This is a genomic window from Helicobacter monodelphidis (assembly GCF_003288845.1).
Classification (GTDB): domain Bacteria; phylum Campylobacterota; class Campylobacteria; order Campylobacterales; family Helicobacteraceae; genus NHYN01.
Genome location: NZ_NHYN01000005.1, coordinates 20,051 through 33,415 on the forward strand (window position 1 = coordinate 20,051; position 13,365 = coordinate 33,415).

16 protein-coding genes and 4 tRNA genes are annotated in these 13,365 nt (G+C 36.1%); 8 read left to right on the forward strand and 12 right to left on the reverse strand.

Annotation, left to right across the window (positions count from 1 at the left end):
* The first annotated feature begins 1 nt into the window (after position 1).
* From CCZ01_RS03415 to CCZ01_RS03435, 5 genes are all read left to right on the forward strand, one after another.
* Positions 2-691: a tetratricopeptide repeat protein gene (locus tag CCZ01_RS03415; protein ID WP_112051835.1), complete on the forward strand. Its 690-nt coding sequence runs from the start codon at positions 2-4 to the stop codon at positions 689-691.
* A gap of 340 nt (positions 692-1,031) precedes the next feature.
* Positions 1,032-1,109: transfer RNA gene (locus CCZ01_RS03420), tRNA-Pro, on the forward strand.
* Positions 1,110-1,140: 31 nt separating this feature from the next.
* A tRNA-His gene (locus CCZ01_RS03425) sits at positions 1,141-1,217 on the forward strand.
* A gap of 20 nt (positions 1,218-1,237) precedes the next feature.
* A tRNA-Arg gene (locus CCZ01_RS03430) sits at positions 1,238-1,314 on the forward strand.
* A 17-nt stretch (positions 1,315-1,331) separates the two neighbouring features.
* Positions 1,332-1,408, forward strand: a tRNA-Arg gene (locus tag CCZ01_RS03435).
* A 563-nt stretch (positions 1,409-1,971) separates the two neighbouring features.
* On the opposite strand, the gene CCZ01_RS03440 is transcribed toward CCZ01_RS03435, so the two are convergent.
* From CCZ01_RS03440 to folD, 8 genes are all read right to left on the reverse strand, one after another.
* The gene (locus CCZ01_RS03440; protein ID WP_112051836.1) at positions 1,972-3,426 is read right to left on the reverse strand and encodes a leucyl aminopeptidase; all 1,455 of its coding nucleotides are present in this window, start codon (positions 3,424-3,426) and stop codon (positions 1,972-1,974) included.
* Positions 3,423-4,115, reverse strand: a complete 693-nt coding sequence (locus tag CCZ01_RS03445) for a DedA family protein (RefSeq protein ID WP_112051837.1) — start codon at positions 4,113-4,115, stop codon at positions 3,423-3,425. Before CCZ01_RS03445 ends, CCZ01_RS03440 begins: the two co-directional genes overlap by 4 nt.
* Positions 4,116-4,358: 243 nt before the next feature.
* Positions 4,359-4,898 carry an adenine phosphoribosyltransferase gene (locus CCZ01_RS03450; protein WP_112051838.1) on the reverse strand — a complete coding sequence of 180 codons (540 nt, stop codon included), beginning with the start codon at positions 4,896-4,898 and terminating at the stop codon, positions 4,359-4,361.
* Between the two features lie 60 nt (positions 4,899-4,958).
* Positions 4,959-5,291 (reverse strand): hypothetical protein, encoded by a 333-nt coding sequence (locus CCZ01_RS03455; protein WP_112051839.1) that lies wholly within the window; start codon positions 5,289-5,291, stop codon positions 4,959-4,961.
* Between the two features lie 33 nt (positions 5,292-5,324).
* Positions 5,325-5,756 carry a ribose 5-phosphate isomerase B gene (gene rpiB, locus CCZ01_RS03460; RefSeq protein ID WP_112051840.1) on the reverse strand — a complete coding sequence of 144 codons (432 nt, stop codon included), beginning with the start codon at positions 5,754-5,756 and terminating at the stop codon, positions 5,325-5,327.
* A 9-nt stretch (positions 5,757-5,765) separates the two neighbouring features.
* On the reverse strand, positions 5,766-6,431 hold the full coding sequence (locus CCZ01_RS03465) for a site-2 protease family protein (protein ID WP_112051841.1): 666 nt from the start codon (positions 6,429-6,431) through the stop codon (positions 5,766-5,768).
* Complete coding sequence (gene lepB / locus CCZ01_RS03470) at positions 6,431-7,315, reverse strand: signal peptidase I (protein ID WP_112051842.1); 885 nt, start codon at positions 7,313-7,315, stop codon at positions 6,431-6,433. Before lepB ends, CCZ01_RS03465 begins: the two co-directional genes overlap by 1 nt.
* A gap of 9 nt (positions 7,316-7,324) precedes the next feature.
* A complete protein-coding gene (gene folD, locus CCZ01_RS03475) occupies positions 7,325-8,167 on the reverse strand; it encodes a bifunctional methylenetetrahydrofolate dehydrogenase/methenyltetrahydrofolate cyclohydrolase FolD (protein WP_112051843.1) in 843 nt (280 codons plus the stop codon).
* A 75-nt stretch (positions 8,168-8,242) separates the two neighbouring features.
* Here folD and CCZ01_RS03480 point away from each other — a divergent pair, with 75 nt between their 5' ends.
* On the forward strand, positions 8,243-8,596 hold the full coding sequence (locus CCZ01_RS03480; RefSeq protein WP_112051844.1) for a c-type cytochrome: 354 nt from the start codon (positions 8,243-8,245) through the stop codon (positions 8,594-8,596).
* Here CCZ01_RS03480 and CCZ01_RS03485 read toward each other — a convergent pair.
* Genes CCZ01_RS03485 through uppP form a run of 3 tightly spaced genes read right to left on the reverse strand, consistent with a single transcriptional unit; the run spans position 8,577 to position 10,923 of the window.
* Positions 8,577-9,782, reverse strand: coding sequence for a cation:proton antiporter (locus CCZ01_RS03485; RefSeq protein ID WP_112051845.1), 1,206 nt, complete (start codon positions 9,780-9,782; stop codon positions 8,577-8,579). The genes CCZ01_RS03480 and CCZ01_RS03485 overlap by 20 nt on opposite strands.
* Positions 9,779-10,105, reverse strand: a complete 327-nt coding sequence (locus CCZ01_RS03490) for a rhodanese-like domain-containing protein (RefSeq protein WP_112051846.1) — start codon at positions 10,103-10,105, stop codon at positions 9,779-9,781. Before CCZ01_RS03490 ends, CCZ01_RS03485 begins: the two co-directional genes overlap by 4 nt.
* Positions 10,106-10,155: 50 nt before the next feature.
* Positions 10,156-10,923, reverse strand: coding sequence for an undecaprenyl-diphosphatase UppP (gene uppP, locus CCZ01_RS03495; RefSeq protein ID WP_112051847.1), 768 nt, complete (start codon positions 10,921-10,923; stop codon positions 10,156-10,158).
* Between the two features lie 100 nt (positions 10,924-11,023).
* Here uppP and CCZ01_RS03500 point away from each other — a divergent pair, with 100 nt between their 5' ends.
* Both CCZ01_RS03500 and CCZ01_RS03505 read left to right on the forward strand, forming a co-directional pair.
* Positions 11,024-12,445 carry an acetyl-CoA carboxylase subunit A gene (locus tag CCZ01_RS03500; RefSeq protein WP_112051848.1) on the forward strand — a complete coding sequence of 474 codons (1,422 nt, stop codon included), beginning with the start codon at positions 11,024-11,026 and terminating at the stop codon, positions 12,443-12,445.
* A gap of 61 nt (positions 12,446-12,506) precedes the next feature.
* Positions 12,507-12,950 carry a GatB/YqeY domain-containing protein gene (locus CCZ01_RS03505; protein WP_112051849.1) on the forward strand — a complete coding sequence of 148 codons (444 nt, stop codon included), beginning with the start codon at positions 12,507-12,509 and terminating at the stop codon, positions 12,948-12,950.
* 142 nt (positions 12,951-13,092) lie between these two features.
* Here the strand turns inward: CCZ01_RS03505 and CCZ01_RS03510 are convergent, their stop codons facing one another.
* Entirely contained in the window at positions 13,093-13,344 is a 252-nt protein-coding gene (locus CCZ01_RS03510) for an RNA recognition motif domain-containing protein (RefSeq protein WP_112051850.1), read from the reverse strand.
* Positions 13,345-13,365: the final 21 nt, after the last annotated feature.

Genomic DNA, 13,365 nt, shown 5'->3' on the forward strand with positions numbered 1-13,365 from the left:
TATGTGGCACATTTTGAAAATTTTACTTGTGGCGGTTTGTTTTTTTGGTGTGAGCTTTGGGAATAAAATTGAGGATTTCAAAAAAGCTTGTGAGATGGGGAATGGTGTTGATTGTAATAGTTTAGGGTTGTTGTATGATGAAGGAAAAGGCGTAAAACAGGACGACAAAAAAGCACGTGAATATTTTACAAAAGCTTGTGATTTTGGAGATGGTAATGGTTGTGTTAATTTAGGAGTTTTGTATCATGTTGGACAAGGCGTAAAACAGGATTATAAAAAGGCGAGAGAATATTACGCAAAAGCCTGTGATATGGGAGAGGGTATTGGTTGTGAAAACTTAGGGGGTTTGTATAATAATGGACAAGGCGTAAAGCAGGATTATGAAAAAGCAAGTAAATATTACGCAAAAGCCTGTGATTTGGGGAATCGTGACGGTTGTGTTAACTTATGGGATTTGTCTAATAATGGACAAGGTGTAAAACAGGACTACAAAAAAGCAAGTGAATATTTTACAAAAGCTTGTGATTTTGGAGATGGTGTTGGTTGTGTTATTATAGCGACTATGTATTTTACTGGACAAGGTGTTCGGCAAGATTATAGTACAGCAAAGGAATATGCTAGTAAGGCTTGTGATTTGGGAGAACAAGAAGGTTGTGATATATACAAACTCTTGAATGAAGAAGGCTGTTAATGCGGTGGATTGTTTTCCTCTAAAGCTTATCGGCAAAGCAATATCTTAGAGTTGCGTAAAGAGATTATGGAATATCTCCTTACATGCATATTAAATTAAAACCTTAATATTTTATATTTAAAAAATAGAAAAATTGTTAGATTATGGAGGGATTAAGGTAGCATTTTAAAATCAGTTTCTTTTAGATTTCTCACTTCCTTACTTTTAACATAGGTTTTTTTCTAAAATTTTTATATCATACATTATGTTATTAGGAATAAAAAGCGTCAAATATAATTAAGAGAATATATTCTTGACAAATACTTTAAAATGGTTTATAATGCTGACCTTAAAACAAAGTCGGGGCGTAGCTCAGCCTGGTTAGAGTATCTGGTTTGGGACCAGAGGGTCGAAGGTTCGAATCCTTTCGCCCCGACCATTTTCATTTTAACCTATTTTATTTATTTCTGGTGGGCGTAGCTCAGTTGGTTAGAGCATCAGTTTGTGGCACTGAGGGTCGCGGGTTCGACCCCCGTCGCCCACCCCATTTAAATTGTGAAAGTCAATGCGTTCGTAGCTCAATTGGATAGAGCATCAGACTTCGGATCTGAGGGTTGGGGGTTCGACTCCCTCCGAGCGTACCATTGTCATTATTCTTTGTGCGCTCATAGCTCAGCTGGATAGAGCAACGGCCTTCTAAGCCGTAGGTCAGAGGTTCAAATCCTCTTGGGCGTACCATCTTAATATCTATTAAAGCCAGATTGTTTGTTTGTGGGGTAATTTTTTGCTTTGATTTATTCTTGTAGCTTAAATAAAGTGTTTTTGTATATAGTTTGAAAAATCTAGTTCAACTTTAAGCCTAACTTTGTCTTTAATTTTCTTGCTTTTAAAAACTTTAGAAATATCTTTAGTGGGTGTATGAGATATAATCTTTAATCTCTATAATATCTTTACATGGATAATCACAAGACATTTTCGTTTTAAGTCTCTTTTAAAAAAGCTTTTCGCATACCTTTAATGATGTGTGCAGGCAATTTGCTATAAAAAATCCACCCTATATTCTTGTCTGTTGTTGGAAATAACACCAGTTTGAGTATATTTTTAAGCTTTTTATTTAATAAAGCTTTGCCTTTTAGAATCTATTTTATCAGTTTTGCGTGGAATACTCACATGGAGTTCCACAACAATTAACACAAACATTGCAAGAGTGATCATACAAATCCGAAATCTGTTCTTTATGTACTCTTTTTTGTGTTTATTATATTTTGGATGTTAAGATAGACTATCCTTAACAATAATAGTTAGTGTCGTGCAAGTCCTTTAAGAAATTCCAAAACCATACGCACACCAGCACCGCTACCACCAAATGGATTAACATCCCATTCTTTTTCAACATAAGCGGGTCCTGCAATATCTAAGTGTAACCATTTATCTTTATATTTCTCTTCAATAAATTCACCCAAAAATAATCCAGCAGTGATAGAGCCACCATAACGCGTAGAGCTAATATTACAAATATCTGCAACTTTAGAATCAATCAACTTACGTAAATGGCGATTGAAGGGAAGAGTAGCGGCAAGTTCACCACTATGTTTTGCAGCTTTCAAGAATTGTTCCTTTAACTCATGATTAAAACCCAAAACTCCACTAGTATATTCGCCTAAGGCAACGACACATGCACCGGTGAGTGTTGCAATATCAATGATGTAATCAGGTTCAAATTCTTGTGCATAACATAAGCAATCACAAAGAACTAATCGCCCTTCGGCATCTGTATTTCTCACTTCAATTGTCTTACCGTTTTTTGCGGTTAAGACATCGTCAGGTTTAAAGGCGTTTCCACCAATCATATTTTCTGTTGCACCAATAATACCATGAATTTCAAGATTTAAACCCATTTTTGCTACAGCGTTAATAATGCCAAGTACGGCACAACCACCACTTTTATCTGCTTTCATTGTAACCATATAATCGGCAGGCTTTAAGCTTAATCCGCCACTATCATAAGTTAGACCCTTACCAACAAGTGCAATTCTCTTAAGAGGTTTTTTAGGGGAATAGGTGAGGTGAATGAGTCTTGGAGGGTGAACGCTTGCTTTTGAAACCGCATAAAATGCTCCCATTCCATGTTCTAATAAATATTTTTCATCTCTTACTTTTACTTTTAAATCATATTCTTTTGCTAAATTTTTTGCAGTTTGCGCAAGAAATTCAGGTGTTGCCTCTTCTGGAATTTTATTAACTAAAGAACGTGCAAGATTCACGCCATCAGCCATTGCTAAAGCGTCTTTTAAGCAGGATTCAAAAATGTTTTTTGGGAGTTGTTGACCACTATAGCATTCCAGAGAAAAAATGATTTTCTTAAGCTTGGATTCTTCCTTTTTACTTTTATACGCATTGTTTTCATAGTTTCCGAGTAGAAAACCTGATAAAATTGCCTCTAATGCCTCTTTTGGATTCTTAGAGTCATCGCAGATACCGCATTTAAATGAGGTAAAAGGGTATTTTTTGAGAGTTCTAATGCCCTTTGCTGCTACTTCACGCAATAAATCAATATCGTATCGTTCTAGAGCGAGATAAAGAATCTTATGTGTGGGGTCAAAAAAACTAGAATCTTCCTTTGCCTTAAAGCCTACTGATGTAAAATCAACACTTTGTTCTACCCAGCGATGTTCTAAGTTTTGATTCAAAATAAAAACTAAAGTCGCGTCCGCTTGAATCTCTTGTAAAGAGAGCTTATTTGCTTGTATGTTCATTTTCTTTCCTTTTTTTGTGTTTGTGTGTGAAAAAGCCACCAACCGCCTAAGATAAAGCAAACGGCTATACCAATTAAGATAAAGGGGTTGTCGGCAAACCAATCGATAATGCCAAAAATTTCTGTTCCAAAATACCAAGTGAGTCCAACGGCAATCGATGCCCAAATCCATGAGCTGATTAAGTTGATAATACAGAACTTAATTGCTGAATAACGTGTTGCGCCAATGCTCATGGGTAGAATTGTTCGCATTCCATATAAGAAACGTTGGATAAAGATGATTGACCAGCCATATTTTTGTAGCAAACGACTTGCAAGGGCAAATTTTCGTCTTTGGGAAGAAAGTTTATCCTGAATACCTCTACGATTGAATCGCCCGATATAGAAGTAGAATTGGTCAGCAATGGATGCAGCAGTGCCTGCGATGATAATTGTCGGAATAAAGTGCATTTTTCCATCATGTACAGCCAAACCGGCAAAAACTAAGCCTAATTCCCCCTCAATTAAACTCCATACAAAAAGAATCAAATAACCCCAGTCTTCTAAGTGATTTTCCCATAAATTTGTGATGAATTCTTCAAATGAAAAGTCTGAATAATAACTATAGGCGAACAACCCAACAATAAGTACTCCAGCAATGATAAATAAAAAATAGCTTCTTAAAAATCGAGTAATTCTTTTTTGTAACATTATCTTCTTTCTCCTAATACAATAACATTTCTTACTAACCTCACAAAAGCAACATATTTTTTATCGGTAATGGTATCATATTTTGCCTAATCATTCGAAAACCACACTAAGATGTGAACGCCATTATGTTACAAGCTGATTCCGTTAAAATGCTACCCAACCTCTTACTTTTGGAGTCTATTATTGCACAAGAGGTTCTTGATTTATTGGTTTCTCCGCTAATAATTATAGCAGAACAATCCATTAAATATCCAAAATTGTGTAGACTGGTGTTAAGTTTTTTAATTTTTCTGTTCCTTGACATTCAAGTAAGTTTAGTAAAAAACATGCCTCAATGCACTTTGCTTTTGCTGAAGTGATGAGCTTGACTGCTGCCTCTGCAGTTCCACCTGTTGCAATGAGGTCATCAATCAATAAAACTTTACAACCCTCCTCACCCCTGAATGCATCAATGTGAATCTCTACTTCATCAAAACCATACTCTAGGGCATATTTTTCAGTGATTGTCGTTGAGGGGAGTTTACCCTTTTTACGAATAGGAATAAAACCTTTTTTAAGGCGAGAAGCAAGAGCTGCACCAAAAATAAACCCTCTTGACTCAATCCCTGCAATATAATCCAGTGGATAAGTCTGGTAACGTTCTGTGAGTTTTTGCATTAAGAACTCAAATGCCTCTGCATGGTTCAGTAAAGTTGTTATATCTCTGAATACTATTCCGGGTTTTGGAAAATCCGGGATAGAACGAATATGCCTAAGAATAAAATTCTTTTCTTTTTCCGTCATTTTGAATCCTTTCAAGATAAGATAAACCTAAAGGAGGTAACCCTCATTTTTATTTAAAGATTACAATAAGGCTTCAATCTTTTGCTCTAGGTCTTTAATGCGATTCTTGTATTTTTCGCTATCTACACGATATTGCGAATTTCTTTGCTTTAAGAGTTTAACCTCATTGCGTAATGAAGTGATTTCATCTGTAAGAATATCAATATTCCCAAGTCCTCTCTGTAGTTGTAATTGATGCTTACGAATCAGAATTTCTGCTTCCTGTAAAGTCAATTTTAACACAGCACTATTTTTTTCCTCTTTTTGTGCAATACTGCGATAATAAAGAGTTTTTACGGTAACAAAGACTACAAATAAAATAATTGCAGCAACAACGAGCCATTCATAGAGCATTTTTCTCTCCTTAAGTGTGATGAAAATTCCTTGCTAAGCTGTTTCTATTTTGCAAATTCTATGACTATGCCGACCACCTTCAAAACTTGTTTGAATGAAGGCTTCAAGGATAGATTCTGCCGTCCCTATTCCAACCACTCTTGCCCCTAAGCACAAAATATTTGCATCGTTGTGGAGTCGAGAAAGTTGAGCTGTGTAAGCATCATGACACAGAGCCGCACGAATTCCAGCAAATCTGTTAGCAGCAATACTCATTCCAATACCCGTTCCACAAATTAGAATCCCTCTTGCTTCTTTTTCTTGTGCTAGAATTTGTGCTACTTCTTTCGCATAATCAGGATAATCAACACGATTTACATCGTGCGTTCCCATATCTAGCACATTAAAACCTTTAGATTCCAAGAAACTCTTTAGGTATGCTTTGAGTTCAAATCCTGCGTGGTCAGATGCGATAATATATTTCATTACTCTCTCCTATATTAAAGTGCCAATATGCAACAGGAATGCTAACACCGCCTGCACAGGAACAAATAAAATTTGTCTTGTTGGTTCAAAAGCCAAACAAAGCATAAATGCTAAAGTGCCACCCATCATACCAATCCTCTCATAAAGACGAGGAATCGCATAAAGTTTGAAGCGACTTAACTGATAGCATAAAGCATGTGCACCATCAAAAGATGGAAATGGTAATAGGTTGATTACAGCAAGCACAACATTAATCAGCAAAAGCTGTTCCAAAAAAGTTCCGAGCATATCATCTAACCAAACAGGAGGTAAAAAATTCCATATCATTACCACCAGTAAAGCTACTAAGAAATTGTAAGAAATTCCGGCTAAAGCGACAACAGTAAGTGCATTATAGCCACCATTCTTATAGACAACTTCTGTATTAACAGGAACAGGCTTTGCCCAACCAAACAAGAAAGGTGCATCAATTAAAAAAAGCATCAAGGGGAGAATGAGAGTGCCGATTGGGTCGATATGTGAAATGGGATTGATCGTTAAACGTCCATAATGTTTTGCGGTGTTGTCTCCATAATGATAAGCACTTAAGCCATGCATTAATTCATGTCCAACAATCGCAATAATCAATGCACCGATGGCAATGATTATTTTTGCTATATCGAAATTCTCAAACATTATGGATTAGCCTTTTGTCCTAATTCTTCAGCAGCTTCTTTGAGGGCATGATTACTCTCTTGATTTTGTGCTTGAATTTGTTGTTTTTTCTTTAATTCTAGCTCTTCAATACTTTTTCCAAGTCTATCCCAACGAACTTTGTAGTCATCATCGATACTCATCCAAATGACCCAAGGAGTTCCAATCAAAGAACGATAAGGTACACTTCCCCACATACGAGAATCACTGGAACCATCGCGATTGTCACCCATCATAAAAAAATGATCCTCTTCGACCTTATAATGGAAGAAAATTTCATTACCCTGACTGTAAACTTCCATTGCAATGCTTTCACTTAAATAGCGTAGGGTGTCGTAAGCATTTGGCGTATCTAGTGCGTGGTTACCATAATGAACACCCGGATGTTCATTTAAATAAGGGTCATAAACAAAAATTTTATTATTAAAAAAACTTCGTTTTTCATTGCCGGCATAATGTTCTGCAATGTAACTATCCCCTTCTTTTGGGCGAAAATATAAACCTTTTTTGGTATAAATCACCTCATCACCGCCTACAGCCACAACGCGTTTAACATAATTTGTGCGGTCATCTAAGGGATAGCGAAAAATAACAATTTCCCCACGTCTTGGATGTTCTCCTTCTATTAAGTGTCCATTACCATTGAAGTCAGGTAAAATAGGTAGCTCCAGCCATGGAATACGGGGGAGTATAACGCCATAAGCGTATTTTTTACCCAAAAGCATATCACCAATCAACATACTATTTTTCATACTTCCGCTAGGAATAATATAAGATTGTGTAATAAAAAAAATAACAAACAGGACGATAAGAAGTGTGCCAGTCCAGCTATTCAAAAATTGTAAACTTGACTTCCAAAGTTTCATATATTTTCCTTAGTTTTGTTGCCGAAAAGCAATAAGAGTGTTTTCCAGTAAAGAAATAATAGTCATTGGTCCAACACCACCTGGAACAGGAGTGATATACGAACATAGCGGAGAGACATTCTTGAAGTCAACATCACCAACAATGTGATGGTTTAGTTTGTTGATACCAATATCAATTACAATCGCACCTTCTTTGACCATTCCTGCTGTAATGAGGTTAGGTTTTCCTACACCCACGCAAACAATATCTGCATTTTGTGTGTGGAATGTGAGATTTTTCGTGTAAATATGACAAATGCAGACGGTTGTTTCCGCGTTTAACATAAGAGCATAGAGGGGTTTTCCGACAATATTACTTGCCCCAACAATCACGACATTTTTTCCACGCAAAGGAATGTTATAGGATTTCAGTAGGGTCATTATGCCTTTTGGTGTCGCAGGAATAAAGGCATTTAGTCCAGACATCACTCGTCCGACATTGTAAGGGTGAAATCCGTCAACATCTTTGTGGACAGAAATTTTTGCCAAGATGGAATGGGTGTTCAGGTGGGCGGGTAAGGGAAGTTGTACTAAAATACCATTGATATTTGAGTCATCATTGAGCTGTTGAATAAGGCCTTCTAATTCTTCTTGAGTTGTTTCACGAGACAATAAATGTAGAATAGCTTGAATGCCAACCCTCTCACTTGCTTTTTTTTTCATACGTACATAGCTTTGACTTGCAGGGTCATCCCCAACCAAAATAACGGCTAAAATTGGTTTTTTTTGATATTTTTCGTAGATAAGATTGACTTCTTGTGTTAATTGTTGCTCGATATTCTCTGCAATTTTTTTGCCATCAAGGAGTTGCATATTTTCCCTTTACTTTGAACTTAAAGTGTGATATTATAGGGAAAACTTGGTTTTATTTTCATTAAAAGGAACAAAATGCAGAGAGTTTTTTTAATTTTGTTTTTTTCTTTATGTTTATGGGCGGAAGATGAAAGCTTTATTACACAATTTGAATATGGAAGAATGCTCTATGAGAATCCGCGTGGTATCGGTTGTGTCAGTTGCCATGGGCTTGAGGGTGAGGGTCGGGAAATTGCCATTTACCACAATAAAAAGGGTATGCAAATTTTAAGTGGTGGTGTGATTAATAATTTAGACTATTCACAATTTGCCTCCACTCTAAAAAAAGGGACACGTGTTATGCCACGTTATTACTTAGAGGATTCAGAAATACGTGCTATTCATTTATATTTAAAAGAAATGCGTGATTTTAAGGCTTCTTCCCGCTAGATTCTTTATGTTGCTTGATATGCTGTAAAGCGTTTTTTAAGCGATACATATTCAAGAATTTGATAATAATGACAAAGAGAATACCCTCACTTAATGCGGCAATGACAAAGGTGTAATATTCATCAGAGGTAATTGCACCCATATCATGCCCAAGTGTTGCAAAAGCGACAAGGAATGTCAGAGGCATACATGAGCTAAATAAGCTTAAAAGAAGACTATTCCAATCCTTGAGATAGTGGCGATTTGCAAGGAATCCTGCACATAAATGAATGCAGAGCATAATACAAATGAGTTGAATTGCATCCATAAAAAGATAGGGCTTTTGTAAGATGATATTGATATCAAGGGTGGTACCAACAAAGACAAAAAATAATGGCACTAAGAATCCAAAACCAAAATCGTGGAGTTTTTTGGGTAATTCTTTATTGTAGCGAAAGAAAGTTGTGATGATCATTCCTGCAAAGAATGCACCTAAAATATGGTCAATATCTAAGAAAGTAACGATGGCAATCATTACAAAAAAGAGCATCATACTAAAGCGAATATCCTCGTTCATTGTAATTTCTTTTGGAATAAAATAAAGTTTTAAGAGTGGAAACCACCAAAAAATGATTTTTGCAATCATAAATAAAACACCCACAACCGCTAAGAATAAAAATAAAACAAGGAGTGTTTTGTAAAGTTCAAAGGTAAAGCCATAGCGATAGAATCCGGAGACTAAAACAAGGGCAATAATGCTTAAAAATTCTCCTAAAATCCCAATTTGTAGGGCATTATTTAGCCAAATTTGATTCTTTCCATAATATTTTAAAAGTGCCATAATCATACCTACAGACATGACAGGAAAAGCAATGACATAAAAATTGGAATAGTTCGTATTAATTGCTATGATGACACTAAGAATATAAATTGTTGAAAAATAAATGAATGCCCGTTTAAGAAAGGATTTTCCAAGTTTAAAAAATTCCTTGAGGTCAATTTCCATTCCGGCTAAAAACATTAGAAAGAAAAAACCAACCTTTGCCACTGCAACAAATACTCCAGATGGGTCTAAAATACCGAAGTAAAAGGCGGCCATACCTAGCAAAATTTCAATCACTGAAGGGGGGATTCTTGTTAAGCGACTGAAAAAAGGTGAAAGCATCAGTAAAGCGGCAGCGACACCTAAAGGAACAAGATAGCTCATATTTTTGTAGCACCCTCTCCTACAATGGGAATCCCGTATTTAGGTAAGTAGAAAAAATTTTTATTGATAGCAACAACATTATCGTGTCCTTCTTGTTCTAGCTTTGCGGCTAAACTCATAGCGACAGAACCACTATGGCAGTAAAGTGCAATTTGCTTATCGCGGTTTTCTTCAGCAATAAAACCGATACGTTCGGCGGATTCAATATGAATAGCATTTTCTACATGACTGATAAGATAATAGCCTCTTGTACGAACATCAATAAAAATTGTATTCTCTTTATCAAAAGTCTTGAGGTCTAAAATTTTTGTTTGAGGTGGCATATCACTCCTTAATATTATTTATTATTTTTTGGAATCATAGCAAATTTTTCTTAAAGCCCCAAATAGAGTAATAGAATGCCCAACAAAATACGATATATTCCAAAAGGGATAAAACTAAATTTAGAAATAAAATTTAGAAAAAATTTGATTGCAAAAAGGGCAGAAATAAATGAAACAAGCATACCGACAAGTAAAACTTCAATATATTCTATACTGATGGCTTCATGATGCTTAAAAATACTATACGAAGAGGCAATCAGCATTGTCGGAAAGGCAAGCAAAAAGGAGAATTCTGCAGCAGTTCCACGATTGAAGCCTAGTAGGAGTCCACCAATAATTGTTGCACCACTTCTTGAAACTCCTGGAATCATTGCTAACGATTGGAAGCAACCGATAATAAAGGCCTGCTTGTATGAAATAGAGTTAATATCTTGAATGGCATAAATCTTATTACGGTGGAGATACTCGACAATAATAAAAATAAAACCGCCAAGAATGAGAGTATAAGGAATGATACCTGAAGTGAGAATTTTTTCTAAAAAGTCACTAAACAAAAAGCCAACCGTTCCTGTAGGAAAAAATGCGATAGCAAGCTTAGAGAGAAAAGAAAGCCCTGAAACAAAACGTTGCCAAAATAAAACAAGTACGGCAAGAATTGAACCTAATTGTACTACAACAACAAAATTTTTAAATAAATTGTGTTGTTGATCGATATCTAATAAATGTGCGGTTGTTAGCATATGTGCAGTTGAAGAAATAGGTAAGAATTCTGTCAATCCTTCGACAAAACCCAGAATCATACTGTGATAAATGTCCATTAAGAGGTATCCTTTTGAAAAGAGTTTTTTAAAATTTTAAAAGATTGTAGCATATTAAAGGCTGTTTTTGCTACAATCAGGCTTTAAAAAAGGGGGAGTGATGTTTAGGAAGATTTTAATTGCAAATAGAGGTGAAATTGCAGTGCGGATTATCCGTGCTTGTAATGACTTAAACATTCAGAGTATTGCCATTTATTCGCGTGCAGACAGAGATGGATTGCATGTAAAAATGGCTTCAGAAGCTCATGAGATTAGCGAAGATCCAATTGCTGGATATTTAGATGCAGATAAAATTATTGAGATGGCAAAAGAAAATGGTGCAGAAGCAATTCATCCGGGTTACGGATTTTTAAGTGAAAATGCTGAATTTGCAAGAAAAGTTAGAGATTCAGGTTTAACATGGATTGGTCCAAGTAGCGAAGTTATTGCAAAAATGGGAGATAAAAATGCAGCCAGAGAACTGATGATTAAGAATGGAATTCCAGTTGTGCCAGGAACAGAGCCACTGAATTCAGAGAGTATGCATACCATCAAACTTTATGCACAAAAAATTGGCTATCCGGTTATCCTCAAAGCAAGTAGTGGAGGGGGCGGACGTGGTATTCGTGTTGTGTATAAGGAGGAAGATTTACAAGATAGTTTCAATGCATGTAAACGCGAAGCGATGGCATTTTTTAAAAATGACGCGGTTTTTATGGAAAAGTTTGTTGTTAACCCCAAACATATTGAATTTCAGATACTTGCTGATAATTATGGACATACTGTTCATCTCTTTGAACGCGATTGTTCCATTCAAAGACGTCATCAAAAATTAATTGAAGTTGCTCCATCACCTTCTATTAGCAATGATTTAAGACGTCGTATGGGTGCGGTTGCGGTTGCAGCTGCAAAGGCTGTGGGTTACGAGAATGCAGGAACAGTCGAGTTCTTACTTGATGACGACAATCGTTTTTATTTTATGGAGATGAATACGAGGATTCAGGTTGAGCATGGTGTAACGGAGGAGATTACGGGGCTTGATTTAATTGGAAGGCAAATTAGAATTGCGAGTGGCGAGATTTTAGATTTAACACAATCTGATATTCATCATCAAGGTTATGCGATTGAGGTGCGGATTAATGCTGAAGATGTACGAAATGATTTTGTGCCTAGCCCAGGAAAAATTACTGCTTATTATCCTTCATTGGGTCCTTTTGTGCGTGTGGATAGCTGTATTTATAAAGATTTTGTTATTCCACCTTATTATGACTCTATGGTGGCAAAGTTAATTGTGCGGGCATCTAGTTATGATCTTGCGGTTAGGAAACTCCAACGTGCTTTAGGAGAATTTAAAATTCGTGGAGTACATACTACACTTCCTTTTTTGATGAATATTTGCAAGGATAAAGAATTCAGAAAAGGATTATATGACACTTCCTATTTGGAAAAAAGGATAGCAGAATTGATGCCAAAAGAGGAGCGAGATGCTTCTGATGAGGCTGCAGTAATTGTTGCAGCAATTGCTGTTCGTGCGGGAATGTAGATTATCGAAGTATTCTTGCATTCTCTAATAACAATAATATTGATAGTTTTAAAGGAAAAAGATGAGTGTTAAGACACAGGTTTTGAATGACATCAAAGAGGCAATGAAGAATAAAGATGATTTTAAACGCGATACTTTACGCGTTTTGAATGCAGCCTTTAAGCAGATTGAGGTTGATGAGCGGATTGAATTGAGCGATGAACGTATTTATCAAATTATTGCGAGTGAGATTAAAAAAAGAAAAGATGCAATAGGGCTTTATCAGCAGGGTAATCGCGAGGATTTGGCACAAAAAGAGCAAAAGGAAGTAGATATTTTAGCAGGGTATCTGCCAACACAATTAAGTGATGAAGAATTAGTGGGCATTCTTCAAGAAATGATTCAAACACTGGGCATTACAGATATAAAGGAACAAGGAAAGCTTATGAAAGAGGCGAAAGCAAGAATGGGAGCGAGTGTAGATGGCAAAAGATTGAATGAATTTGTCCGCAAATTACTTATGTAAGACTTCAAAAAAATAACGCACCCTCAGAGAAAGAAATAATTTCAAATTTTCTTTGGAATGCAGTAGAATGACTCTGTACATTATCAAAAGAATAAAGTGCAGAGTCAGTTCAGATATTCAAGAAAAGCTACTCAAATCCGCTTTACATCTGTTTTCTTGGTCTTGCTTCATTTACGCGAAGGTTGCGTCCCATATAATCAGTATTATTTAACGCTTCTATCGCTTTTAATGCACCCGTATCATCCATCTCCACAAATCCAAATCCTTTAGGTCTTCCTGTTTCCCTGTCATTAATGAGTTTAACAGAAATTACCTCGCCAAATTGCCCAAAAAGCTTCCGCATATCTTCTTCGGAAGCACTATAGACTATATTGCCTATATAAACACTTTTCATAACTAGACTCCAAAAAGCCAT